The following is a 25806-nucleotide window of genomic DNA, read 5'->3' as shown; positions in this document are numbered from 1 at the left end:
CCCTTAATTCAGGGGACGTTAAATGATGAAAAAATGGTCACGCCACCTGCTCGCGGCGGGTGCTCTGGCACTGGGCATGAGCGCCGCTCACGCGAATGACAACAACACGCTCTATTTCTATAACTGGACTGAGTATGTGCCGCCAGGACTGCTGGAGCAGTTCACCAAAGAGACCGGCATTAAGGTTATCTATTCGACCTATGAGTCGAATGAAACCATGTACGCCAAGCTCAAAACCTATAAAGACGGTGCGTACGATCTGGTGGTTCCGTCTACCTATTACGTCGATAAAATGCGTAAAGAAGGCATGATCCAGAAGATCGACAAGTCGACGTTGACCAATTTTCACAACCTCGATCCGGAAATGCTCAACAAGCCGTTTGACCCCAACAATGACTACTCCATTCCGTATATCTGGGGTGCGACGGCCATTGGCGTCAACAGCGATGCCATCGACCCGAAAACCGTAACCAGTTGGGCCGACCTGTGGAAACCGGAGTACAAAGGTAGCCTGTTGTTAACCGATGACGCGCGTGAAGTCTTCCAGATGGCGCTGCGCAAGCTGGGGTATTCCGGCAATACCACCGATCCAAAAGAGATTGAAGCCGCCTATAACGAGTTGAAGAAGCTGATGCCTAACGTCGCGGCATTTAACTCTGACAACCCGGCCAACCCGTATATGGAAGGCGAAGTCAATCTGGGGATGGTGTGGAACGGCTCCGCATATGTCGCGCGCCAGGCGGGGACCCCGCTGGAAGTGGTGTGGCCGAAGGAAGGGGGTATTTTCTGGATGGACAGTCTGTCTATTCCGGCTAATGCGAAAAACAAAGAAGGTGCGCTGAAGCTGATTAACTTCCTGCTGCGCCCGGACGTGGCGAAAGAAGTCGCAGAAACTATCGGTTATCCAACGCCAAACCTGGCGGCACGTAAGCTGCTGAGCCCGGAAGTGGCGAACGATAAAACGCTCTACCCTGATGCTGATACCATCAATAAAGGGGAATGGCAAAATGACGTCGGCTCCGCCAGCGCCATTTATGAAGAGTATTATCAGAAGCTGAAAGCAGGACGCTAATTCAGCGTTGTAAGGAATGCCCGATGGCGCTACGCTTATCGGGCCTACATCAATACGAAGCGTAGGCCCGATAAGGCATTTGCCGCCATCCGGCAAAAAAAATCACAGCCCTTTCAATAACTTCTCAACAAACTCAGGCACCACCTGGCTTGCCGGACCGTAATGCTTCTCTTCGAACTCGCTTCCCACCTGGCTCGGTTCGAGATTTAACTCTACCGTATGCGCTCCATGCAGCCGCGCCTCATGCACAAAACCCGCGGCCGGGTAGACATGGCCTGATGTGCCAATGGCAATAAACACATCCGCCATTGCCAGCGCCATATAAATTTCATCCATTCCCAGCGGCATTTCGCCAAACCACACGACGTGCGGTCGCAGCGGAGCCGGGAACTGACAGCAATGGCATTTGTCTTCCGCAGTCACATCGCCCGTCCACTCCAGAATCTGTCCGCTTTGCGAACAGCGAACCTTGAGCAGTTCGCCGTGCATATGGATGACATTCTGGCTGCCCGCGCGTTCATGCAGGTTATCAATATTCTGCGTCACCAGTAAAAAACGGTCACCCAGCTCGGCTTCAAGTTTTGCCAGCGCGATATGCGCCGCGTTGGGCTGGATTTCTGGTTGCTGCAATTGATGACGACGGGCGTTATAAAACGACTGAACCAGTTCCGGGTTGCGACTAAACCCTTCCGGGGTCGCAACGTCTTCGACCCGATGTTCTTCCCAAAGACCATCCGTCGCGCGGAAGGTTCGAATACCTGACTCGGCAGAAATCCCCGCTCCCGTCAGTACCAGCACTCTTGGTTTTTCCATCAATTCAGGCACCACTCTGTCTCTGAAAAAGATTCGTTGACGCAGGCGATCGCGCAAATGGCGTTTATTTTTACGAAAGCGGCTTAACCGATGACTCCGACGCGACAGCATAACAACCTCTTTGTATTAATCGGTAAGATGTAAAAAAGCGGCCCCGCGCATTCCGCCCGCATCACCGTGCCGCGCCTGCTCAATACGCGGCACTCGGGCAACCGGCAGCAGATGGCGTGGCAATCTGTCCGCCAGTTGCGTCGTAATAGCGGAAAAATTCGACAAACCACCACCAATCACCACTAAATCAGGATCAACGATGGTCAGGATATTCCCCAAACAGACTGCCAGTAAATCCAGATAACGTTCAACATGGGCGCGCGCTTGCTCATCCCCCTGCTCCCACAGCGCGATAATTTCACGGGCATCCAGCGGTTGATGGTAGTAATGCTGATACAACCACGCAAATCCACCACCGGAGAGATAGCTTTCAATACAGCCCAATTGACCGCATCCGCAGCGGCGCAGTGGGAAATCAAATCCCATCAGCGTCAGCGCATCGACAGGCAAACGAATATGACCAAACTCACCGGTGATATAGCTGCGTCCGGTGATAGATTTACCGTTAAGCACCAGTCCACCGCCGACACCGGTGCCGAGGATTAACCCCATAACCAGCGAATACTGAGTGAACTCGTCGTCCCAAGCTTCAGAGAGGGCAAAACAGTTGGCATCGTTGTCCAGGCGAACATCGCGGTCAAGGCGGGCGCTGAGATCGGCACGGAGCGGTTTACCACTGGCGGCAGGCACATTGGCCGCGTACAGCGTACCGTCTTCTGTTTCCGGCATGCCAGGAATGCCGATACCCACCGAACCTTTGACGCCGAATCGCTGGTCCGCTTCCATTACCAGATTGCAGACCGCATTAAGGAAAGCTTCATAGCTGTCGCGAGGCGTAGGGACGCGTGTTTCCCATTGCAAACGGCGTTGGTTATCAAATACTCCCAGCGCAATTTTGGTCCCGCCGATGTCAAATCCGTAATACATCACCGCTCCTTCTTATTGTTATTGGCCGCTAAGTACTCTCGCAGGATCAATATTGCTGGCGCGACGCGCCGGATACCAACTCGCCAAAAGACTCAGCACTAATGCTGTCACCAGCACGTAGATCACATCCAGCCAGTGTAATTCCGATGGCAGGAAGTCAATGAAATAGATATCGCCAGACAGGAACTGATGGCCGATAAGCGCCTCGATGCCGTTGATGATCGGCGTCAACTGCAGCGAGACAACCACCCCGATGACGACGCCTATCAGACTACCGAACAAACCCGCCAGCAGGCCGTACCAGACAAAAATGGCACGGATCAAACCATCTTTAGCCCCCAGGGTTCTTAATACCGCAATATCACCGCTTTTGTCTTTTACCGCCATCACTAACGTGGAAACGATATTAAAACAGGCCACGCCAATCACCAGCACCATCGCCAGATACATGATGGCGCGGATCATCTGGATATCGCGGTACATATAGCCGTAGGTGCCAATCCAGCTCTTAATATAAACATAGTTATTGGTGACTTCACCCGCGTCACGTACCAGTTTATTGGCGTTAAAGACGTCGCTAACTTTTAGCGCGATCCCAGAAACGCTGGATCCCATATCCAGGTATTGCTGCGCGTCTTCCATGGGGATCATGGCAAAGCTGTGATCGAGCTGACCGCTCAGCTGCAAAATGCCCGTCACGTGCAAACGCACGCGTTTAGGCTGCTGTAACTTATGGTCCGCACTGGCGTTAGGGATCATAATCGACACCCAGTCGCCCTGCTTCACCTTCAGCGCATCGGCAATCCCCTTACCAATGATGATTTGCTGCTCACCGGCTTTGAAATTATCCCAGGCGTGGTTCTGCACGAACGATGGCAGCGCGCTTAAACGCTGCTCCTGTTTCGGGTCAACGCCCTTCACCTGCACCGCGCGTAGATTCGCCCCACTCTCCACCAGTCCGGTAAAGTTGATATAGGGCGCTGCGGCGACAATACCAGGCACTTTCTGTACTTTATCGAGCGCTTCCTGCCAGTTGTTCCACGGCTGGTTGACGGCCTCAATTTCACCGTGCGGGACCACGGCCAGAATACGGTTGTTCAACTCACGCTCAAAGCCGTTCATGGCGCTTAACCCGACGATCAACACCGCCACACCCAACGCGATGCCAACGGTAGAAATCACCGAAATCAGCGAGACCATACCGCCGCGCCGCCGACCTCGGCTAAAACGCAGGCCAATCAATAACGATAAAGGCGAAGCCATTACTCTGCTCCCATCAGGCTCAGTTCAGCCGTCAGGCGACCATCGCGCATTTCAAGCTGGCGGCTCATGCGCTTCGCCAACTGCAGATCGTGCGTCACCACCAGAAATGCCGTGCCCTGAGAGCGGTTAAGCTCCCCCAGAAGCTCGAAAATGCTGTCCGCGTTGCGCGCATCAAGGTTACCCGTTGGTTCATCCGCCAGCACCAGACGAGGGTTATTGACCAGCGCACGGGCAATGGCCACGCGCTGACGCTCGCCGCCCGACAGTTCAGACGGGCGATGGCCGGCACGATGGTCCAGCCCTACCGCTTTCAGCATATCGCGCGCGCGCGCGGTGATTTCAGCCGGTTTTTTCTTACCAATCAGCAGCGGCATCGCTACGTTTTCCAGTGCGGTAAAGTCCGGTAGCAGATGGTGGAACTGGTAAATAAAGCCCAGCTTCTGATTGCGCAGTTCCGCCTTCGCCGCAGACGAGAGTTTGCTCATCGGCTGACCGTTAAAAATGACGTCGCCGGAAGTTGGTGTATCCAGCCCACCTAACAGATGGAGCAGCGTACTCTTACCGGAGCCGGAGCTGCCGACAATCGCCATCATCTCGCCTTCGCCAACGCAAAAACTGACATCGTGCAGGACATCGGTCTGCACTGTGCCTTCCTGATAGCGTTTGCACAGGTTGTCGCATTGCAACAGGATCTTATTCATAACGTAAAGCCTCAGCGGGTTGAGTGGCGGCAGCGCGCCAGGAAGGATAAAGCGTAGACAGCAGCGCGACGGCCATCGCCACCAGCGCAATGACGATAACCTGCAGCGGCTCGATAGCGACCGGCAGCGCAGCGCCATCCAGAAGCACGCCGATAATGGGCATCAGGTTGTTCAGTTGACTGGCGAGCAATGCGCCCAGCCCTGCGCCCAGCAGCGCGCCGATAATCCCGGCACTGGCCCCCTGAACCATAAACACCATCATTATCTGCCGCGGCGTTAGCCCCTGAGTTTGTAGAATCGCCACTTCCCCTTGCTTCTCCATTACCATCAGACCCAGCGAGGTAATAATATTAAAAGCCGCCACCGCCACGATCAGACTGAGCAGCAGCCCCATCATGTTTTTCTCCATGCGCACGGCCTGGAATAATTCACCTTTACGCTCGCGCCAGTCCTGCCATTTGGTACCTTGCGGCAGCGTTTGCTGGCTCAACGTGTCAACCTTTAACGGCTCGTTCAACCACAAACGCCAGCCAGTGATATTACCCACCGGGTAGCGCATCAGGCGTGACGCATCCTGAATGTTGGTCAGCATCTGGTAGCCGTCGACTTCGCTGTTAGCAGCAAAGGTGCCGATCACCGTAAACAGACGCTGGCTAGGCAGACGCCCCATCGGCGTAAACTGACTGGCGGACGGCACCATTACGCGAATTTGATCGCCACGGTTAACGCCCAACTGCCCGGCAAGCTGCTCACCGAGGATGACATTATACTTACCCGGTTGCAGATCTGTTTGCTTCACATTGACCAGATACGGCGTGAGCGGATCTTTTTGCGCCGGGTCGATACCCAGCATTACGCCAACCGCCACGCTACGCGCACTTTGCAGCACCACATCACCCGTTGTTATGGGTGCAACGCGGTTGACGCCGTTCAACACCACCGCTTTTTCCGGCAATTGCTGCGGGTTTAGGGAACCCTGTTCAGACGAGAGAACAGCCTGGGGCATCAGGCCAAGGATATTGTTTTGCAGCTCGCGCTCGAAACCGTTCATCACTGACAATACTGTGACCAGCGCCATTACCCCGAGAGTAATGCCGATGGTGGAGAGCCAGGAAACGAAGCGACCGAAGCGATCTGCTGCACGCCCGCGCATATAACGCAGGCCGATGAATAGAGCGACAGGTTGGTACATGAAATCCGTCTGGTTGCTGTTAGCAAAGTCACGAGTATATAAGCGAAAGCGGAATGGGTAAATGACTGAACCGTAAGTGTTCGTCAGCACTATTCCTAAAAGGATAGATAAATCAATCCGCTGTAGTTACCCCTCCCCCTTCAGTCCGGGTCCCTGATCTTTATCCTAAAAAAAACAAAATGCAGACAGTTACGCATTACAGCGTACAGCGGGTTGCGCAGGATGGCAGGCTATAGCAAACAACATGGGTACGCTGTCTCAATGAATAAAAAAGAATTATGGATTAATCAAATCAAAGGGTTATGCATTTGTCTGGTGGTAATATATCACTCAGTCATTACGTTTTACCCACACCTCACCACCTTTCAGTATCCGCTTTCAGAGATGCTGAGCAAATGCTGGATTTACCTCAATCTGTACCTGGCGCCGTTTCGTATGCCGGTATTTTTCTTTATTTCAGGCTATTTGATCCGCCGCTACATCGATAGCGTTCCCTGGACAACCTGTGTGGATAAACGGATCTGGAGTATTGCCTGGGTACTGGTGCTATGGGGAGTCGTGCAATGGCTGGCGTTAGTCTCGCTCAATGACTGGTTGGCTCCGCAACGCGATCTGAGTCATGCCGCCAACGCCGCGTATGCCGGTTCAATCGCTGGCTTTACCCACGGGATGCTGACCGCCAGCACCAGCTTGTGGTATCTGTATGCGCTGATTGTCTATTTTGTGCTGTGTAAGATGTTCAACCGCTGGGCATTACCGCTGTTGGCGCTGTTTGTCGTGCTGAGCGTGGCGATCAATTTTTTCCCCACGCCGTGGTGGGGAATGAACAGCGTGATTCGCAACCTGCCCTGGTACAGCCTCGGCGCCTGGTTTGGCGCAACGCTGATGGTATGGATCAAAGAGGTTCCTCTGCGCCGCCATACGCTCATATTTATGGTTAGCGTAGTCGCCGCCGTGGTCGCGTGGCTGGCAAATATTTCGCTACTGCTTTCCCTCCTGTCTATTGTACTAATCATGAAGCTGTTTTATCAGTTCGAGCAGCGCTTTGGTATGCGCGCATCCAGCCCGTTAAGCGTGATTGGATCCAATACTATCGCTATCTATACCACCCACCGTATTTTGGTTGAGCTGTTCAGCTTAACGCTAATCCCCAAAATCAATCATGCCGCCTGGCCTGCGTACGGCGAGTTGCTCCTGCTGCTGGTTTATCCCTTCGCCTGCCTGCTGTTGTGCACTCTGTTTGGCTTGCTGGTGCGTAAGATTTCGCAAAAAACCGTTGCCGACTTGCTCTTTTCTCCACCGTCTTTATCGACGGCCTCGCGCTAATTTTAACGCGCTTTTTGCCCCCATCAGGGGGCGAATCAATTTGCTTATGAGAAACGATCACGGATAATAAAGAACATTGCTTATCAGATGTATATCTAAACGAGATCCTGACAACCGAATGCCTGAACAACATCGTTACACGCTCCCGGCCAGCGCTTCTGACCAGCGCCAGTTAGGCGAACTGACCGGCGCAGCTTGCGCGACGCTGGTCGCTGAAATTGCTGAACGTCATGCGGGTCCTGTCGTACTGATCGCGCCGGACATGCAAAATGCCCTGCGACTGCATGATGAAATTCGTCAGTTTACCGACCAGATGGTAATGAACCTGGCGGACTGGGAAACGCTGCCCTACGATAGCTTTTCCCCTCATCAGGAGATTATCTCCTCGCGGCTTTCCACGCTGTATCAACTCCCTGCGATGCAGCGCGGTGTACTGATTGTGCCGGTGAACACGCTGATGCAGCGCGTCTGTCCGCACAGCTATCTGCATGGTCATGCGTTGGTGATGAAAAAAGGTCAGCGGCTTTCGCGCGACGCCCTGCGCGAACAACTGGACAGCGCGGGCTACCGCCATGTTGATCAGGTGATGGAGCACGGCGAATACGCCACGCGCGGCGCGTTGTTGGATCTGTTCCCCATGGGCAGCGAATTACCGTATCGACTGGATTTCTTTGATGATGAAATCGACAGTCTGCGTCTGTTTGATACCGACACCCAGCGCACACTGGAAGAAGTCGACGCCATTAATTTGCTGCCCGCGCATGAATTCCCGACCGATAAAACGGCGATTGAGCTGTTCCGCAGCCAGTGGCGCGATACCTTTGAAGTTAAACGCGACGCCGAACATATTTACCAGCAGGTCAGCAAAGGCACGTTACCTGCCGGGATCGAATACTGGCAGCCATTGTTTTTCAGCGAGCCGCTGCCCCCCCTGTTCAGCTATTTCCCCGCCAATACGTTATTGGTCAATACCGGCGATATCGAGACCAGCGCAGAACGCTTCCAGGCTGATACCCTGTCGCGTTTTGAGAACCGGGGTGTTGATCCGATGCGCCCGCTTCTGCCGCCACACTCGCTGTGGCTGCGCGTAGATGAGCTGTTCTCCGAACTTAAACGCTGGCCCCGTGTTCAACTGAAAACTGAGACTCTGGCGAACAAAGCCGCGAATACTAACCTCGGCTTCCAGAAGTTGCCAGATATCGCGGTTCAGGCGCAGCAAAAAGCGCCGTTAGATGCGTTACGTAAATTCCTTGAAGGCTTCACCGGTTCGGTGATTTTCTCCGTTGAAAGCGAAGGTCGCCGCGAAGCGCTTGGCGAACTGCTCGCCCGTATCAAAATCGCGCCGAAGCGCATATTGCGTCTCGACGAAGCCGTCGACAATGGTCGCTATCTGATGATTGGCGCAGCTGAACACGGCTTCATTGATAGCAAACGCAACCTGGCGCTGATTTGCGAAAGCGATCTGCTCGGGGAGCGCGTGGCGCGCCGCCGCCAGGATTCTCGTCGCACCATCAATCCTGATACGTTAATTCGTAACCTCGCCGAACTGCATCCCGGTCAACCGGTGGTGCACCTGGAGCACGGCGTTGGCCGTTATGCCGGGATGACCACGCTGGAAGCGGGCGGTATCACCGGCGAGTACCTGATGCTCACCTACGCCAACGACGCCAAACTGTACGTGCCTGTGTCATCGTTGCACCTGATCAGCCGTTACGCTGGCGGCGCGGAAGAAAATGCGCCGCTACATAAACTGGGTGGCGATGCCTGGTCTCGCGCCCGTCAGAAAGCCGCTGAGAAGGTGCGCGATGTCGCGGCAGAACTATTGGATATCTATGCTCAGCGTGCGGCGAAAGAAGGCTTTGCCTTTAAGCATGATCGTGAGCAGTACCAACTGTTTTGCGACAGTTTCCCGTTTGAAACTACGCCCGATCAGGCGCAGGCGATCAACGCGGTGCTCAGCGATATGTGCCAGCCGCTGGCCATGGATCGTCTGGTGTGCGGCGACGTCGGCTTTGGTAAAACCGAAGTCGCGATGCGCGCCGCCTTCCTCGCCGTAGAGAACCACAAGCAGGTGGCCGTGCTGGTTCCGACTACCCTGCTCGCTCAGCAGCACTTCGACAACTTCCGTGATCGCTTTGCCAACTGGCCGGTACGTATTGAAATGCTGTCCCGTTTCCGTAGCGCCAAAGAGCAAGCGCAGATTCTGGAGCAGGTGGCCGAAGGGAAAATCGATATTCTCATCGGCACCCACAAACTGCTGCAAGCGGACGTGAAGCTAAAAGATCTGGGTCTGTTGATTGTCGATGAAGAGCACCGTTTTGGCGTTCGTCATAAAGAGCGCATCAAAGCAATGCGCGCGGATGTCGATATCCTTACGCTGACGGCAACGCCTATTCCGCGTACGCTCAATATGGCGATGAGCGGCATGCGCGATCTGTCGATCATCGCCACGCCTCCTGCCCGTCGTCTGGCGGTGAAAACCTTTGTGCGTGAATATGACAATCTGGTGGTTCGCGAGGCTATCCTGCGTGAAGTTCTGCGCGGGGGGCAAGTTTATTATCTGTTTAACGACGTCGAAAATATCCAGAAAACCGCTGACAGATTAGCGGAACTGGTGCCGGAAGCGCGTATTGGTATCGGCCATGGTCAAATGCGCGAGCGCGAACTGGAACGCGTGATGAACGATTTCCACCATCAGCGCTTTAACGTGCTGGTGTGCACCACCATTATCGAAACCGGGATCGACATCCCGACCGCCAACACCATTATCATCGAACGCGCCGATCACTTTGGTTTGGCGCAATTACACCAGTTGCGCGGCCGTGTGGGACGTTCACACCATCAGGCGTACGCCTGGCTGCTGACGCCGCATCCAAAAGCGATGACCACCGACGCGCAAAAGCGCCTGGAAGCCATCGCCTCGCTGGAAGATTTGGGCGCTGGCTTTGCGCTGGCGACCCACGACCTTGAAATTCGCGGCGCGGGGGAACTGCTGGGTGAAGATCAGAGTGGTTCCATGGAAAGCATCGGCTTCTCGCTGTATATGGAGCTGCTGGAAAATGCTGTCGATGCGCTCAAAGAGGGACGCGAACCGTCGCTGGAAGATCTCACCAGCCAGCAAACCGAAGTTGAACTGCGCATGCCGTCACTGCTGCCGGATGACTATATTCCCGATGTCAACACGCGACTGTCGTTCTACAAACGTATTGCCAGTGCGAAAGGCGAAAACGAGTTGGAAGAAATTAAGGTCGAGCTGATAGACCGTTTTGGTCTGCTGCCCGACCCGGCCCGTACGTTGCTGGATATTGCCCGGTTACGCCAACAGGCGCAGAAACTGGGCATCAGAAAGCTTGAAGGCAATGAAAAAGGCGGCACGATTGAGTTTGCAGAGAAAAACCACGTTAACCCGGTCTGGCTGATTGGTTTACTGCAAAAACAGCCGCAGCACTTCCGTCTGGACGGTCCAACCCGGCTGAAATTTATGCAGGATCTGAGCGAGCGTAAAACGCGAATCGACTGGGTACGCCAGTTTATGCGCCAACTTGAAGAAAACGCCGTAGCATAGTGAGCAGGCCGGGAGCGCACATAACGCTCCCGGCCTGTGAATTTACAAACTCTTTGCACTTCCCTGCACTTCCCGACACAGCAAACGGCCATAATTCCTGTTTACTTTTACATAATAAAAACCACGTAAAAACAATGGATTTATGGTGATGTTAAACAATAATCGACTCTCTCGCTGGTTAGCCTTTTTTACGCTTGCAGCGACCTTCGCGTTAGCACTTCCGGCTCAGGCAAACACCTGGCCGCTGCCGCCGCCGGGAAGCCGTCTGGTGGGACAGAATACCGTTCACGTTGTCGAAGACAATGGCGGTTCTCTCGAAGCTATTGCGAAAAAATACAACGTCGGCTTTTTAGCGCTGCTGCAGGCCAACCCCGGCGTTGATCCTTTCGTGCCTCGTCCTGGCAGCGTTTTGACTATCCCATTGCAAACCCTGTTACCGGATGCACCGCGCGAAGGTATTGTCATCAACCTCGCCGAACTGCGTCTTTATTATTACCAGCCGGGGACAAATTCGGTGACCGTATATCCTATTGGCATTGGCCAGTTAGGTGGTGATACGCTGACGCCCACCATGGTAACCACCATTTCCGATAAACGCGCTAATCCCACCTGGACGCCTACGGCAAATATCCGCGCGCGCTATAAAGCAAACGGCATCGATCTTCCTGCCGTTGTCCCTGCCGGGCCAGATAACCCGATGGGCCATCACGCAATTCGCTTAGCCGCATACGGCGGTGTTTATCTGCTGCACGGCACCAATGCTGACTTTGGTATCGGTATGCGTGTCAGTTCCGGCTGTATTCGTCTGCGCGACGATGATATTGAAACCCTGTTCCGTCAAGTGAAGCCAGGAACCAAAGTCAATATCATTAACACGCCGATCAAAGCCTCGGTCGAACCTAACGGCATGCGACTAGTGGAAGTGCACCAGCCGCTGTCAGAAAAGATCAATGATGACCCGCAACTGCTGCCGATCGTGTTGAACGCCGCAATGCAGACCTTTAAGAATGCGGCGCAAACGGACCCTGCCGTCATGGAACATGCGATGGAGATTCGCTCAGGCATGCCGGTCGATGTCACCCGTCATCACGATGTGGCTCAACAACCGATGTAAACATTACCCATAAAAAAACCCCCGCTGGATTTTATTCCGCGGGGGTTTTTTATTTAACTCGCAGTGGCATTGCGATGGGTTAAATCTTATTTGTAGATAACGGCAGTCCCGTGAAGGGTGTTAGGACCGGTAACGGAAGTAATACGGAAAGACTTCGCGCCCATCTCATCCGCTTTCTGCGCCAGTTGATCTTCCAGAGAACCTAAGTTCGTCCCCGCATTTGCAGAGATAGTACCAACTTTCTGTTGACCTGCAGGCGTGGCCTGAACTTCAACAGCGGCGAAGCTGGCAAATGACAGTGAGCTAAGAACAGCAGCAACAAACAGAGTTTTTACGTTTTTCATAATAGTGACCTTTTGCAGATGAATGGGTGTCGTAATGATTAACTTAACGATCGATAGGTAAATCATAGATGTGATCCAGGTCACACGTCAACATTTTTTTATAATGATCGTTATATAAAAGATAAAGACCTTATTTTTCATGCTAATAGCTATAAATTATTTTTATCGCTAATCCGCTGGAGTGTGGCGGGGAATATTTTTATAATGATTATTTAATAAACCCAACAAAGGTACATCGGCACCATGACAACTGAAACGACAGGTTGTGCAAAAAAAAGCCGTGGCCGACCAAAAGTGTTCGACAGGGAAGCCGCGCTTGATAAGGCCATGACACTCTTCTGGCAGCACGGATATGAAGCGACATCGCTCGCCGATCTCGTGGAAGCAACGGGTGCGAAAGCGCCCACGCTGTATGCGGAGTTTACCAACAAGGAAGGGTTGTTTCGTGCCGTGCTGGACCGCTATATAACTCGCTTCGCGGCGAAACACGAAGCTCAGCTGTTTTGCGAAGAAAAAAGCCTTCAGTCAGCACTGGAAGACTATTTCACCGCCATAGCGACCTGCTTTACCAGTAAAGATACTCCGGCAGGATGTTTTATGATTAATACGTCCGCGACGCTGGCGGCCTCTTCCCGCGAGATCGCCCACACGGTGAAATCACGCCATGCGATGCAGGAACAGACGCTTACCCAGTTCCTTCGTCAGCGCCAGCAGCGTGACGAAATTCCGGCCCACTGCGACGTGCAAAAGCTGGCCGAATACCTGAACTGCATTTTACAGGGTATGTCGATTAGCGCCCGTGAAGGCGCGTCATTTGAGAAACTGATGCAGATCGCACACACCACCCTGCGGCTGTGGCCTGAACTCATCAAAGCTTAACTCTCTCCTCTCTCTTCCACGAACAGATGACACCGCCGGGGGCTAAAAGCCCTCGGTTTTTTGTACCAATAACCCTTCATTCCTTATTGTTTTCATCGCATTAGCAGATCTTTTTTAAAAAATGTATTGATAACGACAATTATTATCAGCAATATTCGCATTTGTTTTAACACCTGTTTCCCAATGTAACTATCGGTTTCTCTACCGCAATAACAAAAACAGACCGACTTTTTTAAAAGGAATACAAATGCATAAGCGTCTCTGGGTGCTCAATCCGCTCTTATTATCCTTAACCCTACAGGCTATCGCAGCGGAGGAAGAGAATCTCATCGTCAGCGCTAACCGCAGCCAACGCACCGTGGCAGAAATGGCGCAAACGACCTGGGTTATTGAAGGAAGCGAAATTGAACAGCAAGTTCAGGGTGGTAAAGAGTTCAAGGATGTTCTTGCTCAGTTAATCCCCGGAATTGATGTCAGCAGTCAGGGACGAACCAATTACGGCATGAACATGCGCGGTCGCGCCATCGTAGTATTGATAGACGGTGTCCGTCTGAATTCCTCCCGTACCGACAGCCGTCAACTTGACTCCATTGACCCGTTTAACATTGCTCATATTGAAGTCATCTCAGGCGCAACATCCTTGTATGGCGGAGGAAGTACCGGCGGTTTGATCAACATCGTCACCAAAAAAGGTCAGCCTGAGCGTGAAGTCGAACTCGAACTGGGCAGTAAAAGCGGGTTTAATAACAGTAACGATCATGACGAACGCGTCGCCGCCGCGGTGAGTGGAGGAACCGATCGTGCATCCGGTCGTATGTCCGTCGCGTATCAACGGTTTGGCGGTTGGTATGACGGCAACCACGATGCTCTGCTGCTGGATAACACCCAAACCGGCCTGCAGCATTCCGATCGTCTGGACGTGATGGGCACCGGGACGATTGAGCTGGATGATAACCGTCAATTACAACTGGTTACCCAGTACTACAAGAGCCAGGGGGATGAAGATTACGGGCTGGATCTCGGCGAGAACATGTCCGCCGTGACCGGAAACGGTAAAGCTTATACCAGCAGCGGACTGAACTCCGATCGTATTCCCGGCACCGAGCGTCATCTGATCAGTCTGCAGTATTCCGATGCAGACTTCTTTGGTCAGAACCTGGTCAGTCAAATCTATTACCGCGACGAATCGCTAAAATTCTACCCCTTCCCTACGCTGAGCAAAGGCAAGGTCACCAGTTTCTCCGCCTCACAGCAGGATACCGACCAGTTCGGTGCCAAAATTACCCTCAACAGCCAGGTGATGGATGACTGGGAACTGACGTGGGGTATCGATGCGGATCATGAAACCTTCGATTCCAATCAGAAATTCTTCGATCTGGCTTACTCTCTGCCCTCCGGTGGCATGGACAACCGTACCGCTTATACTACCGGGCGTTATCCTGGTTACAGCATCACCAACTTCGCGCCTTTCCTGCAAAACAGCTATGACATAAACGATATCTTCACTCTCAGTGGCGGCGTACGCTATCAATGGACCGAAAACAGGGTTGATGATTTCGTTGGCTATGCCCAACAGCAGGGAATCGCGACGGGCCTTGCAAACTCCGCCGATACCATTCCGGGCGGCAAAACCGATTACGATAACTTCCTGTTTAACGCCGGGATCCTCGCCCACCTGACTGAGCGCCAGCAAACCTGGTTTAACTTCTCTCAAGGCGTTGAGCTTCCGGATCCGGGGAAATATTACGGTAACGGCACCTATTCTCTGGTTGGCGATCATTATCAACTTCTGCGCAGCGTCAACGTGGCGGATTCTCGCCTGGAAGGGATTAAAGTTAACTCGTACGAGCTGGGATGGCGTTACACGGGCGATAACCTGCGCACACAACTGGCTGCTTATTACTCCACTTCGGATAAATCGATCGTTATCAACCGCAGTGATATGACCATAAACGTACAGCCCGACGATCGTCGGATTTATGGTCTGGAAGGTGCGGTAGATTATTTCATCGCCGATACTGACTGGAGTCTGGGCGGCAACTTCAACGTCATTAAATCCGAAGTGAAACAAAACGGTAAATGGCAGAAATGGGATGTCACTCTGGCTTCACCATCTAAAGCAACCGCATGGGTCGGCTGGGCGCCTGAACCGTGGTCGCTGCGTGTACAGAGCCAGCAAACATTTGATCTGAGTGACGCCAGCGGCAATAAGCTGGACGGCTATAACACCATGGACTTTATCGGCAGCTACCAGCTCCCGTTAGGTAAGCTGACCTTCAGTGTGGAAAACCTGCTGAATGAAGAGTACACCACGCTATGGGGACAACGTGCGCCACTGCTGTACAGCCCAACTTATGGCAGCCCGTCACTGTATGAATACAAGGGCCGGGGTCGTACCTTTGGTCTGAACTACGCCTTAATCTTCTGATAAAAAAAGCCCCCCAGCCTGAGCGAATGGGGGGCTAATGTTCAGGATAATGCTATTTTACGCTTTGTTATTCAGTACCAACTGTCCGTTGTTATCCAACGGAATTTGCGCGCCGGGGTCCTTATCCATACGAATTTTCCCCTGCTGATCGCCAATTTTGTACGTCACGTCGTAGCCCAGCATTTTTTCTGATTTGTCATACACCGTTTTACAACGCTGCTGCGTGGTGGTGTACGTATCGTTTTCTTGCATCGAACCCTGGATCTGGTTACCGGCATAGCCGCCGCCTAATGCACCCGCCACGGTGGCAATATCTTTACCGCGTCCGCCACCAAACTGGTGGCCGATAACACCGCCAGCTACGGCACCTAGCACAGAACCCGCGATACGGTTTTCATCTTGCACCGGCTTGCGGTGCGTGACCGTCACGTTCCGACACTCCTGACGTGGCGTTTTTACCGATTCTTTAATCGGTGTTGCAGAGACAACTTGTGCATACTGTGGGCCACGCTCGAAAACGTTAAGACTGGCCACCGCTGCAACACCCAGCGCAGCAGCTACGCCAATCCCTATACCCGCCAACATTGATTTATTCACGGGACTTCCTCCTTTTTTGCTATTAGCAAAAACTTTGCAACAGAAGGTAAGGAATGCCAATCAGATTACGGATGAAAATAGCGGAAGGCAGGGATAAAGCGAGATGATTCAGAGAACTCTGAAGGAAGGCGTCGGATGCGTGAAATTGTCCGACGCCTGAGGTCAATATTAATGCAGTTTCAGACGCGGACGAATCACCCGGTTAATACTGCCGACCAGCATCATCAGGCCAGTTTTGAAGTAACCATGCAGCGCAATCTGATGCATACGATACAGTGAGATGTAGACAAAGCGCGCAATACGGCCTTCTACCATCATTGAACCGCGCGTGAGGTTGCCCATCAGGCTACCGACGGTAGAGAAGTTAGAAAGCGAGACCAGAGAACCGTGATCTTTGTACTGATACGCTTTCAACGGCTTGCCGTTCATCTGCGCCAGGATATTGTTCATCGCGCAGGTCGCCATCTGGTGCGCAGCCTGAGCGCGCGGCGGCACAAATCCACCTTCCGGACGCGCGCAGGAAGCGCAGTCGCCAATCGCATACACGTCAGGATCGCGTGTGCTTTGCAGCGTCGACTCAACCACCAGTTGGTTAATTCGGTTCGTTTCCAGACCGCCAATATCCTTCATAAAGTCTGGCGCTTTGATCCCTGCGGCCCACACCATCAGGTCAGCCTCAATGTATTCGCCATCTTTGGTATGCAACCCGCCTTCGTCAGCGCTGGTAACCATCGTCTGCGTCAGTACGCGTACGCCCAGTTTGGTTAATTCATTGTGCGCGGCGCTGGAAATCCGCGGCGGCAATGCCGGCAGGATACGCTCACCGGCTTCAACCAACGTAACGTTCAGCGCGTCATTGGTCAGTCCTTTATAGCCATAACTGTGCAGCTGTTTAACCGCATTGTGCAGTTCCGCGGAGAGTTCAACCCCCGTCGCGCCGCCGCCGACAATGGCAATATTCACTTTACCGTTAACGCCCAGATTCGCGGAATACTTGAGGAACAGATTCAGCATCTCCTGGTGGAAACGACGCGCCTGATGCGGGTTATCAAGGAAAATACAGTTCTCTTTGACGCCCGGCGTGTTGAAATCGTTGGACGTACTGCCCAGCGCCATCACCAGCGTGTCATACGGCACTTTACGCTCAGGAACCAGCAGATCGCCCTTCTCATCGCGCAGCTCAGCGATAGTAATGGTCTTCGCTTCGCGATCGATATCAACCACCGAGCCCAACTGGAACTGGAAGCCATGGTTACGGGCATGCGCCAGATAGCTCAGCGCATCCACACCTTCATCCAGAGAACCGGTCGCCACTTCATGCAGTAACGGTTTCCATAAATGGCTGTGGTTTCTGTCCACCAGCGTAATTTTGGCCTTTTTCTTACGCCCCAGCTTTTTACCCAGCTGCGTCGCCATTTCCAGTCCGCCAGCACCGCCGCCGACAATCACGATCCTTTTCAATGGTGTAGTCAACGTGACCCCCTCAAATTTATTAACCAATTGTTAATTAAAAGTTATTGGCATAGCCTTTAATTAACAACAAGTTACGATAATGAAAATGTCCTTCGAGAGTGAGAATAACACGAACGGTGCATTGGTCATACCAAAATTGATGTGCATCAAGTTTTGATGCTGAAAAGATAGACAACCGGAAGGTTAAGGACAAAAAAACCAGCCCGAAAGCTGGTTTTTTAGACGCTCATCAGGCTTAACCTAACGTCTTGAACGCCTTAATGCGCTGCAAATGCGGGGAGATATTTTTAAACTTATGCGTCTGCTCTTCGTCCCAGACGATCTCATAAAAATGATGCAGCTCTTCTGACGAGCGCTGACTGTTCAGAGCTTCATCATGGCGAGAGAGGATCACCAGGCAGCGATCGCGGTTCTTTTCACGAAAATTGGTCACGCATTTTGTCGCAATGTCAGCATACTCTTCAGGTCTGTCGATTTTCCCTTCCATATTCTCATATGGGAACAGGTTAGGATTAAATACCACCTGACGAATATCACACAGAAAACCAATACGTTCTGCCCAATATCCCCCCAGCCCGACGCCACAAATCAGCGGACGGTCGTCCACATTAAGCTGCAACATTTTGTCCACTTCTTTCAGCAGATGCTGCATATCATGTTTAGGATGCCGTGTACTGTAGCTAATCAGCCTGACATCCGGGTCGATAAATTGCAGCTGCAACACCTTCTCGTGGTTGCCCGGACTATTAGAGTCAAAACCGTGTAAATAGATAATCATCGCATCCTCGCCAAACGTGCGTTAATGACCTGCTTTCTCTTCCTGCCAGCGCTCATGAAGCTGGTTGAGCTGGGCGCTTACCGTCTTCCAGCGTGTCGAGTCCATCAGTTCCTGACGTGAAAATGAACCTTTATGATACAAACGTGTAACACGTTCTGCATTGATCGGCGACAGATTATCTAACACACTGACCGCTCCCTTACGATTATTGCAGACCAGGATCATATCGCAACCAGCATCCAGCGATGCCTGCCCACGCTCGGCGTAGCTTCCCATAATCGCCGCACCCTCCATCGACAGATCGTCAGAGAAAATAACGCCGTCGAAGCCAAGCTCCTGACGCAGTACCGTCTTCAACCAGTGAGGCGAACCACTCGCCGGACGCGGATCAACATCGCTGTAAATAACGTGCGCAGGCATAATGGCATCGAGTTTGTTTTCCGTAATTAACGTCCGGAACACGGACATATCCTTCGCACGAATCTCAGCTTCTGAACGTGGATCGGTTGGCGTTTCTTTGTGCGAATCCGCCGTCACAGCTCCATGCCCGGGGAAGTGTTTACCGGTGGTCTTCATGCCAGCGGCATGCATACCGTCAATGAAGCGGGTCGCCATCGCCAACGCTTTCAGCGGATCGGCATGATAAGAGCGCTCGCCAATCGCTGCGCTGATATGTCCCACGTCCAGAACCGGTGCAAAACTAATATCAATATCCATGGCGATCATTTCGCTGGCCATCAGCCAGCCGGCGTCCTGAGCCAGTTTGCCGCCCTCTTCCAGACCGTGTAGCGCGGCAAAAGATTGGGCCGCAGGCAGGCGGGTAAAACCTTCGCGAAAACGCTGCACGCGTCCGCCTTCCTGATCAACCGCCACGACCAAATGATTACGTGACGCGCTACGGATCTGGCGCACTAACTCACGCAACTGTTCCGGGTCATGATAATTTCGGGTAAAGAGAATCAACCCACCTACCAGCGGATGCGCCAGAATCTCTCGCTCTTCAGCGTCCAGCTCATACCCTTCGACATCCAACATTACTGGGCCCACACTGCTCTCCTCATCCTTTCATTGTTAGCTGCCGCCAGGTTTCATCGGCCAGCCTGATAAATTGTTGATCGCCGGTTTGTCGCCAGCGATACTCAAACCACCCCGCTTTTAGCATGATTACCCAGGGTCGCCATCGCCTGACCTGTCGCCACAAAACGGTTGGCTCAATGCGTGCTCGTCGGCCATAGGCGCTGACCAGCTGTTGGTGCTGGAGTTCATCACTGACCCACACCGCTGCCAGCTCGAGGGCGATATCGCCGTCTCCGGCATATTCCCAGTCAATCAGCCGCAACCCTGACGCCCCGCGCACGATGTTGTCACCGTGGACATCCATATGCAGCGGCCCCAGCCGCAAAGGTCGGGGCTCGCCGCTTTTTCTTAGCCGCTTCAGCGCTCGTAACCAATGTGGTGTACGACGCGCCGGATCACCGCACTGCCAGTACTGTTCGAGTAACGGCAGCAGACTGATTCGCCAGCCCAGTCGGGGTTGCTGATGCAGATAATACAATAAGTCAGCAAGTTCGTCGGCGTCCGGTAATCTGGATTCTACCTTACCCTGAAAAAAGTCGACTGCCATCCAGCCACGCGTATAAAAACGAGGTCGGGGCGCAAGATTTTCCGGTAGGTGTTTTAAGGCATGATATTGGCGCAGAAAATGCGATTCCGGCGCGTCGGGGTCGTGATGACAGCGCAGCACTAAACGGTGGGTCTGATATTCGATAATGCAGCTCCCGCCGCTCAGGCCGTGGTGGCTGGCTACGACGGGATGATACTGCGGAAAGTAGCGCGACAGCACTTCATCGCGCGTCAGTCTGTTATTGTTGCTGAACGGCACCTTTACCTGACCAGATTATCTCGCCAGTTTGTACCAGCATTAATTGCATTTGCAGTGCCGGCGAATTGACGTTGCCAGATGCGCTGGAGTAGAGCACATACTGCGCACCAACGTTACGGGCAATACCAATCGCTTTGCTGCGCGTTCCAAGGCTATCGTTCGGCGACAGACCTAACTGCTGCTTGGCGACAGCCAGTTGCTGGGCGGAAACCAGGGTAAATTTGCCGTTATTCGCCAGCGCGTTACGTAAGGTTTCAGTCGCTTCGCCAGCGTTCAACGAGCCGTTGGTACGATTATTCACGCTATCAACCAGCAGAACACCACCCGCTTTGACACCATCGGCCTGCAGCATTTTACCTACCATCGGCTGCATTGCGCTGTTCCAGTCGTAGTGACGTTGGCGCGGTGTTGGCTGCGCCGTTTGATCCTCGTGTTCGATCGGACCCGGCTGCTGCGGTATACTTGGCACCGTTGGTACTACTGGTACTGGCTGTTGCGGCTGCGCGGGCTGTTCCGGTACCGGCTTCACTTCCTCTACCGGCGCGGGTTCACGTTGAGCCACACACCCAGAAAGAAACATCGCCAGCGCGGCAAGCAATGCGTAGCGATTCATTTTGATCATCAAGATTCACCCCTTACAAATATAGATAAAGTCTAACCTTGTGCGCCCCCAGATAATTGGCGCTGCCGTACAGTGTGACCGACGAATGAGCCGGGATAGTCACGCTGCGTGGCGCTTCCAGAGGGTGCATCTCCAACCCTCTGGCGTCATACCAGTAAAACCGATAATGCACGGTGACGGATTCTTGTCTTTCGTTATAGAGTCGCGAGGATGCTGAGGCCTGAATATCAGATGTTGTTAACACGGGCTGTTCTGCGGTTATGCCCGCCGCCAGAATCGTTGATTCCATCACCAGAGACTGTTCATCACTGACCGGAATTTCGGGGTGTGAGCGACAGCCTGCCAGCAACAGCAAGCCCAGTGAAAGTGCAATGCATCCTCTGGTCATGCTTAAAGACCTTTATGTGCGAGCATTGGACCAAGCGCACGTCCACCCAACAGGTGCATATGAATGTGATACACCTCCTGGCCGCCGTGACGATTGGTATTCATGATTAAACGGTATCCATCCGCAGCAATACCTTCCTGTTCCGCGATTTTCGCCGCAACGGTAATCATTCGGCCCAGCGCCTGCTCATGTTCTGCCGTCACATCGTTGACGGTGGGGATCAGGATATTAGGGATGATCAGAATATGCGTAGGTGCCTGAGGGGAAATATCACGAAACGCTGTGACCAGTTCATCCTGGTACACGATATCCGATGGAATTTCACGACGGATAATTTTGCTGAATATAGTTTCTTCTGCCACGACGTTTTCCTTTTTCATTAACAGCCCAAGCGTTATGCCATGCTACGCCGGGTAACACTGCGAGTATAGAGTATGAGCGAGTTACTCACGCTCTTTCAACTTTAACCCTCGATTTTTTAAGCAAAAACCCTGGTCAGCGCCGCTCTTATAACCATTTCCCTATGCTATCGCTTAAGCATAGTACTGAAACGATGCTTCATTTGTGCCGTATCATCTGTATGCGTATGGAATGTTAGTGGTTATAGAGAATCTCAATGAGTCTCCCATAGAGAGGGATTACATGGAGCAATCAACTGGCGTGCTAATCGCCGGTACTCAGTGTGGAAAAACAACACTGTATAACTCAACTCAAAAAGCAGCTCGCCAGGTAACTTCGCCTGGCAGCCAAACAAAAGCAAAAAAGCCCGCTTAGTTTCCTAAGCAGGCTTTTTAAATTTGGCTCCTCTGACTGGACTCGAACCAGTGACATACGGATTAACAGTCCGCCGTTCTACCGACTGAACTACAGAGGAATCGTTGTGGAGGCTAATCTTAGCGGCGAAATTTTTTTTGTCAAACCCCATTTTCCTGAATAACGCTCAATTGATGCTTCTCTCGACAGTTTGTTGCATTTGCAGACATTTTAAATGGAAAAAACTTTGCAGCTTTTTGGATTCTCCCTCATCATTTGAAATGAGGTTTCAACTTTCTTCTTTAAGGTCCACTTTGAACGTCTCCGCAGCCTTACGTCAGGTCGCTTCCCGCACGCCCTGGTATGCCAAACGCAAGAGTTATAAAGTTCTCTTTTGGCGCGAAATCACTCCGCTTGCGGTCCCTATTTTTCTGGAAAACACCTGTGTGCTGTTAATGGGTGTCCTGAGTACCTTCCTGGTGAGCTGGTTGGGAAAAGAAGCGATGGCAGGTGTCGGTCTCGCCGACAGTTTCAATATGGTTATCATGGCATTTTTCGCCGCCATCGATCTGGGTACCACGGTGGTAGTCGCCTTTAGCCTGGGAAAACGAGATCGGCGCAGGGCCAGAGCTGCTGCCAGACAATCGCTGGTGATCATGACGATTTTTGCAACCGTACTGGCTGCAGTCATTCACTATTTTGGTCAACAGATTATTGACGTTGTCGCAGGTGAAGCAACGCCAGACGTTAAGGCTTTGGCACTTACCTATCTGGAGCTAACTGTGCTCAGCTACCCGGCGGCAGCTATTGCGTTAATCGGTAGTGGTGCCCTACGCGGTGCGGGCAATACCAAAATACCGCTGTTGATTAATGGCGGCATGAATATTCTGAATATCGTCATCAGCAGTATCCTGATCTACGGGATTTTTTCCTGGCAAGGACTGGGATTCGTGGGGGCCGGACTCGGACTAACCATTTCACGCTACATAGGTGCGATCGCTATTATTTGGGTACTGATGATTGGTTTTAATCCGGCGTTACGTATCACTTTCAAAAGTTATTTTAAGCCACTCAACCTCGCCATTATCTGGGAGGTGATGGGGATCGGTATTCCAGCCAGCATCGAGTCAGTGCTGTTTAATGGCGGTAAACTGTTAACGCAGATGTTTGTCTCAGGGATGGGCACCAGCGTAATTGCCGGAAACTTCATTGCATTTTCTATCGCCGCGCTCATCAACCTACCGGGAAATGCTTTAGGCTCTGCGTCGACAATCATCACCGGCAGGCGTTTGGGAAACGGCCAGATTGCCCAAGCCGAAATCCAGTTACGGCATGTATTCTGGCTGTCGACCATTGGTTTAACTGCCATTGCCTGGCTAACCGCCCCTTTTGCTGGCGTAATGGCCTCGTTTTATACCCAGGATCAGGACGTAAAAGAGGTCATAGTCATTCTGATTTGGCTCAATGCGGCATTTATGCCGATATGGGCAGCCTCCTGGGTATTACCTGCTGGGTTTAAGGGCGCACGCGATGCCCGTTTCGCAATGTGGGTATCTATGCTGGGCATGTGGGGCTGTCGCGTTGTGGTAGGTTACACCCTGGGGATCGTTTTAGGATGGGGCGTAGTCGGCGTCTGGTTAGGGATGTTCTTCGACTGGGCCGTACGCGCCGCATTATTTTACTGGCGTATGGTGACCGGCCGCTGGTTATGGAAATACCCGCGTCCCGAACAGGAAAAGTGCATAAAACAACCTGTTGCGCCTGAATAATCGGCGAAATGGGGAATATTTCGGCAAACGATTGAATTTATCGATTCAGGCTTTGACATCGCTGAGTGGTGTCGCTAATATGCGCCTCGTTCACACGATTCCTCTGTAGTTCAGTCGGTAGAACGGCGGACTGTTAATCCGTATGTCACTGGTTCGAGTCCAGTCAGAGGAGCCAAATTCAGAAAAGCCTGCTTTCGAGCAGGCTTTTTGCTTTTTTGCGTCTCTGGTGTTAACTCAGAATCACATCCAGCCTGGCAAGCACCTCATTGACAACGGCGTCAGGTATGCGTTCCAGACGCTTGCCGTTCCGGGCCGCCATATCTATAGTTCTGGGCTGGTCGCAGCGAATAACGGGGCTGTTTCTGGGGTTCAATAATCAGGCAGCCATCATCAATGGTCATGCCCACTTCGCTGTCCGTCGACAGCCCCAGCGTTTTCAGCACGGCGGGAGGGACCGCCAGCATGATGGATCCGCCCACCTTTTTCAGACGAGTGGTATACATAGAGCACCTCCGGATATTATATTTTAATAAAACCTCTGCGGAGCAGCTTCCATATCCAAGCTGCGCCGGAAGGACATCAGCGATAACGCGAAGGCCAGATTTTTTCAGACGCAACATCTAACGCTTCAGCAATCAATCCTTCACCTTTAGGCCAGCGGCGGATAAGCGCAATAATAACCGCAACGCCACAACAATGCCTTGCTCTTCAAGGAAGACATTAATCTACTTTCATCTGTCTTTTGCGAAAGAAAACCAATGCTGGAACGGTATGAATGAGAAGCATACGAATAATATGATTCGCCATAACAAAGCTCGCATCCGCTTTTAACGCCAGCGCGGCAAATGACATCGACTCTACGCTGCCAGGAACCCAGGAGAGCATCAACACCGGGAAGGGATAATCCAGCAAGCGCGCCGAGATAAATGCCATGATTATCGTCACCCCCAGTCCAATCAGAACAAGCTGTACCGAAGACCAAAGATGACGACTAAATTCAGCCATCGAATAAGTCGTAAAATGATGCCCCAGCAAGATCCCCATCAACACCATGCTAATCTGATTAAAGAGATCGGGAAAAATTAGTGGTTGTGAAGATAAAGGGTGCAATGCCGCCGCGCAAACCAGCGAGGTTATCATAAAGGGTGCCGGGAAATGTAAGCGCTCCAGAAACTTCCCCGCAATATATCCTGCTAATACCATTCCGGTCAGCCAGAGCAGATTGTGCCCGGAGAAAAAAACGGCTGGAGTCGCAGCCAGAATATCTGCAGATGCCCCACGCGTGATATACCCGGCCAGAAACGTCAGGGTGATGAGACGCAGAGAATGCGAGATCACAATCTTTTGTGGCGGCGTCTTAATATGGGAGGCTAACGCCAGTACCGCCGCCATCGCTCCTGGCACCGCACCTAAAAGCGCCTCTTCTTTACTCCAGCCTAACCGCCGCACACACCAGAAGTAACTCAAGGTAAATTGTAAAGATAAGCAGAGTAATAACAAAGCAAACAAAAGGCTTATCTGCCGATGCTCGCCATATGAAAAATCTCTGAACATAATCCCTATCGAGATTCCGAGAGAAAGCTGGATAACCGTGATACTCCCCGGCATTGAGGATACGGAGAACCCAATACGTTTGAGCATAAGCACGGTAAAAAGGGCACCAAACATCATGCCCAGCGGAACGTTACAGAAAGTGAATCCCTGCCCGACGAGAAAACAGAGGATAATACCTGCCAATACTCTCATCCAGTACCTCTCCAGGCCGGTTGTTCTGATAACAATAGTTTTCGCCGGCACCGTCATGAATAT

The 25806-nt window shown here is 52.4% G+C and carries 24 protein-coding genes, 2 tRNA genes and 1 pseudogene; 8 read left to right on the top strand and 19 right to left on the bottom strand.

What is annotated here, in order from left to right; all coding sequences use genetic code 11:
- Positions 1 to 25 precede the first annotated feature (25 nt).
- The gene (potD, locus tag FOB24_RS11335; RefSeq protein ID WP_121530002.1) at positions 26 to 1072 is read left to right on the top strand and encodes a spermidine/putrescine ABC transporter substrate-binding protein PotD; all 1047 of its coding nucleotides are present in this window, start codon (positions 26 to 28) and stop codon (positions 1070 to 1072) included.
- Positions 1073 to 1174: 102 nt separating this feature from the next.
- Here potD and cobB read toward each other — a convergent pair whose 3' ends face one another.
- Genes cobB through lolC form a run of 5 tightly spaced genes read right to left on the bottom strand, consistent with a single transcriptional unit; the run spans position 1175 to position 6079 of the window.
- Positions 1175 to 1996, bottom strand: coding sequence for a Sir2 family NAD+-dependent deacetylase (gene cobB / locus FOB24_RS11330; protein WP_069323348.1), 822 nt, complete (start codon positions 1994 to 1996; stop codon positions 1175 to 1177).
- 15 nt (positions 1997 to 2011) lie between these two features.
- Positions 2012 to 2923: an N-acetylglucosamine kinase gene (gene nagK, locus FOB24_RS11325; protein WP_150344917.1), complete on the bottom strand. Its 912-nt coding sequence runs from the start codon at positions 2921 to 2923 to the stop codon at positions 2012 to 2014.
- Between the two features lie 18 nt (positions 2924 to 2941).
- On the bottom strand, positions 2942 to 4186 hold the full coding sequence (lolE, locus tag FOB24_RS11320; RefSeq protein WP_150344916.1) for a lipoprotein-releasing ABC transporter permease subunit LolE: 1245 nt from the start codon (positions 4184 to 4186) through the stop codon (positions 2942 to 2944).
- Positions 4186 to 4887 carry a lipoprotein-releasing ABC transporter ATP-binding protein LolD gene (gene lolD, locus FOB24_RS11315; protein ID WP_137347140.1) on the bottom strand — a complete coding sequence of 234 codons (702 nt, stop codon included), beginning with the start codon at positions 4885 to 4887 and terminating at the stop codon, positions 4186 to 4188. The genes lolE and lolD overlap by 1 nt, the downstream gene beginning before the upstream one ends.
- Positions 4880 to 6079 (bottom strand): lipoprotein-releasing ABC transporter permease subunit LolC, encoded by a 1200-nt coding sequence (gene lolC / locus FOB24_RS11310; RefSeq protein ID WP_137351545.1) that lies wholly within the window; start codon positions 6077 to 6079, stop codon positions 4880 to 4882. The genes lolD and lolC overlap by 8 nt, the downstream gene beginning before the upstream one ends.
- Before the next feature lie 261 nt (positions 6080 to 6340).
- Between lolC and FOB24_RS11305 the strand changes: the two genes are divergently transcribed.
- The 3 genes from FOB24_RS11305 (at position 6341) to ldtC (ending at position 12084) form a co-directional block, all read left to right on the top strand.
- Positions 6341 to 7405: an acyltransferase family protein gene (locus FOB24_RS11305; protein ID WP_085048507.1), complete on the top strand. Its 1065-nt coding sequence runs from the start codon at positions 6341 to 6343 to the stop codon at positions 7403 to 7405.
- Between the two features lie 118 nt (positions 7406 to 7523).
- Positions 7524 to 10970 (top strand): transcription-repair coupling factor, encoded by a 3447-nt coding sequence (mfd, locus tag FOB24_RS11300; RefSeq protein WP_150344915.1) that lies wholly within the window; start codon positions 7524 to 7526, stop codon positions 10968 to 10970.
- Between the two features lie 148 nt (positions 10971 to 11118).
- The gene (ldtC, locus tag FOB24_RS11295; protein ID WP_150344914.1) at positions 11119 to 12084 is read left to right on the top strand and encodes a L,D-transpeptidase LdtC; all 966 of its coding nucleotides are present in this window, start codon (positions 11119 to 11121) and stop codon (positions 12082 to 12084) included.
- An 86-nt stretch (positions 12085 to 12170) separates the two neighbouring features.
- On the opposite strand, the gene bhsA is transcribed toward ldtC, so the two are convergent.
- The gene (bhsA, locus tag FOB24_RS11290) at positions 12171 to 12428 is read right to left on the bottom strand and encodes a multiple stress resistance protein BhsA (RefSeq protein WP_029139491.1); all 258 of its coding nucleotides are present in this window, start codon (positions 12426 to 12428) and stop codon (positions 12171 to 12173) included.
- Between the two features lie 243 nt (positions 12429 to 12671).
- Here bhsA and comR point away from each other — a divergent pair, with 243 nt between their 5' ends.
- Positions 12672 to 13307 carry a TetR family copper-responsive transcriptional repressor ComR gene (gene comR / locus FOB24_RS11285; RefSeq protein WP_038639835.1) on the top strand — a complete coding sequence of 212 codons (636 nt, stop codon included), beginning with the start codon at positions 12672 to 12674 and terminating at the stop codon, positions 13305 to 13307.
- A gap of 247 nt (positions 13308 to 13554) precedes the next feature.
- Positions 13555 to 15735 carry a TonB-dependent siderophore receptor gene (locus FOB24_RS11280; protein ID WP_150344913.1) on the top strand — a complete coding sequence of 727 codons (2181 nt, stop codon included), beginning with the start codon at positions 13555 to 13557 and terminating at the stop codon, positions 15733 to 15735.
- Between the two features lie 57 nt (positions 15736 to 15792).
- Here the strand turns inward: FOB24_RS11280 and FOB24_RS11275 are convergent, their stop codons facing one another.
- The 9 genes from FOB24_RS11275 to FOB24_RS11235 form a co-directional block, all read right to left on the bottom strand.
- The gene (locus FOB24_RS11275; RefSeq protein ID WP_003030814.1) at positions 15793 to 16332 is read right to left on the bottom strand and encodes a glycine zipper 2TM domain-containing protein; all 540 of its coding nucleotides are present in this window, start codon (positions 16330 to 16332) and stop codon (positions 15793 to 15795) included.
- Between the two features lie 168 nt (positions 16333 to 16500).
- Complete coding sequence (gene ndh / locus FOB24_RS11270) at positions 16501 to 17805, bottom strand: NADH-quinone dehydrogenase (RefSeq protein ID WP_150344912.1); 1305 nt, start codon at positions 17803 to 17805, stop codon at positions 16501 to 16503.
- Between the two features lie 235 nt (positions 17806 to 18040).
- Positions 18041 to 18583 carry an alpha/beta hydrolase YcfP gene (gene ycfP / locus FOB24_RS11265; protein WP_003030817.1) on the bottom strand — a complete coding sequence of 181 codons (543 nt, stop codon included), beginning with the start codon at positions 18581 to 18583 and terminating at the stop codon, positions 18041 to 18043.
- 21 nt (positions 18584 to 18604) lie between these two features.
- Positions 18605 to 19630, bottom strand: a complete 1026-nt coding sequence (gene nagZ, locus FOB24_RS11260; protein WP_069323339.1) for a beta-N-acetylhexosaminidase — start codon at positions 19628 to 19630, stop codon at positions 18605 to 18607.
- Between the two features lie 10 nt (positions 19631 to 19640).
- Positions 19641 to 20465 carry a thiamine kinase gene (thiK, locus tag FOB24_RS11255; RefSeq protein WP_069323338.1) on the bottom strand — a complete coding sequence of 275 codons (825 nt, stop codon included), beginning with the start codon at positions 20463 to 20465 and terminating at the stop codon, positions 19641 to 19643.
- The gene (lpoB, locus tag FOB24_RS11250) at positions 20446 to 21087 is read right to left on the bottom strand and encodes a penicillin-binding protein activator LpoB (RefSeq protein ID WP_038639817.1); all 642 of its coding nucleotides are present in this window, start codon (positions 21085 to 21087) and stop codon (positions 20446 to 20448) included. The genes thiK and lpoB overlap by 20 nt, the downstream gene beginning before the upstream one ends.
- A 13-nt stretch (positions 21088 to 21100) precedes the next feature.
- The gene (locus tag FOB24_RS11245) at positions 21101 to 21475 is read right to left on the bottom strand and encodes a YcfL family protein (protein WP_038639814.1); all 375 of its coding nucleotides are present in this window, start codon (positions 21473 to 21475) and stop codon (positions 21101 to 21103) included.
- A gap of 2 nt (positions 21476 to 21477) precedes the next feature.
- Complete coding sequence (hinT, locus tag FOB24_RS11240) at positions 21478 to 21837, bottom strand: purine nucleoside phosphoramidase (protein WP_003030826.1); 360 nt, start codon at positions 21835 to 21837, stop codon at positions 21478 to 21480.
- Positions 21838 to 22273: 436 nt separating this feature from the next.
- A tRNA-Asn gene (locus FOB24_RS11235) sits at positions 22274 to 22349 on the bottom strand.
- 160 nt (positions 22350 to 22509) lie between these two features.
- Here FOB24_RS11235 and FOB24_RS11230 point away from each other — a divergent pair.
- Complete coding sequence (locus FOB24_RS11230) at positions 22510 to 23997, top strand: EmmdR/YeeO family multidrug/toxin efflux MATE transporter (RefSeq protein ID WP_121528886.1); 1488 nt, start codon at positions 22510 to 22512, stop codon at positions 23995 to 23997.
- Positions 23998 to 24096: 99 nt separating this feature from the next.
- Positions 24097 to 24172, top strand: a tRNA-Asn gene (locus tag FOB24_RS11225).
- Positions 24173 to 24226: 54 nt separating this feature from the next.
- On the opposite strand, the gene FOB24_RS11220 is transcribed toward FOB24_RS11225, so the two are convergent.
- The 4 genes and pseudogenes from FOB24_RS11220 to FOB24_RS11205 all read right to left on the bottom strand — a co-directional run bounded on the left by FOB24_RS11220 (position 24227) and on the right by FOB24_RS11205 (position 25800).
- Complete coding sequence (locus FOB24_RS11220) at positions 24227 to 24316, bottom strand: hypothetical protein (RefSeq protein ID WP_317889576.1); 90 nt, start codon at positions 24314 to 24316, stop codon at positions 24227 to 24229.
- On the bottom strand, positions 24276 to 24500 hold the full coding sequence (locus tag FOB24_RS11215) for an AbrB/MazE/SpoVT family DNA-binding domain-containing protein (protein ID WP_317889575.1): 225 nt from the start codon (positions 24498 to 24500) through the stop codon (positions 24276 to 24278). Before FOB24_RS11215 ends, FOB24_RS11220 begins: the two co-directional genes overlap by 41 nt.
- Before the next feature lie 76 nt (positions 24501 to 24576).
- A pseudogene (locus FOB24_RS11210) lies at positions 24577 to 24669 on the bottom strand (helix-turn-helix domain-containing protein); the annotation flags it as partial.
- A 48-nt stretch (positions 24670 to 24717) separates the two neighbouring features.
- The gene (locus FOB24_RS11205) at positions 24718 to 25800 is read right to left on the bottom strand and encodes an AbrB family transcriptional regulator (RefSeq protein ID WP_223851240.1); all 1083 of its coding nucleotides are present in this window, start codon (positions 25798 to 25800) and stop codon (positions 24718 to 24720) included.
- Between the last annotated feature and the right edge of the window lie 6 nt (positions 25801 to 25806).

Origin of the sequence: Citrobacter werkmanii (assembly GCF_008693645.1) — a bacterium.
GTDB lineage: Bacteria > Pseudomonadota > Gammaproteobacteria > Enterobacterales > Enterobacteriaceae > Citrobacter > Citrobacter werkmanii.
The sequence above is the reverse complement of the archived record's forward strand: the minus strand, read 5'-3'. Positions and strand labels throughout refer to the sequence as shown.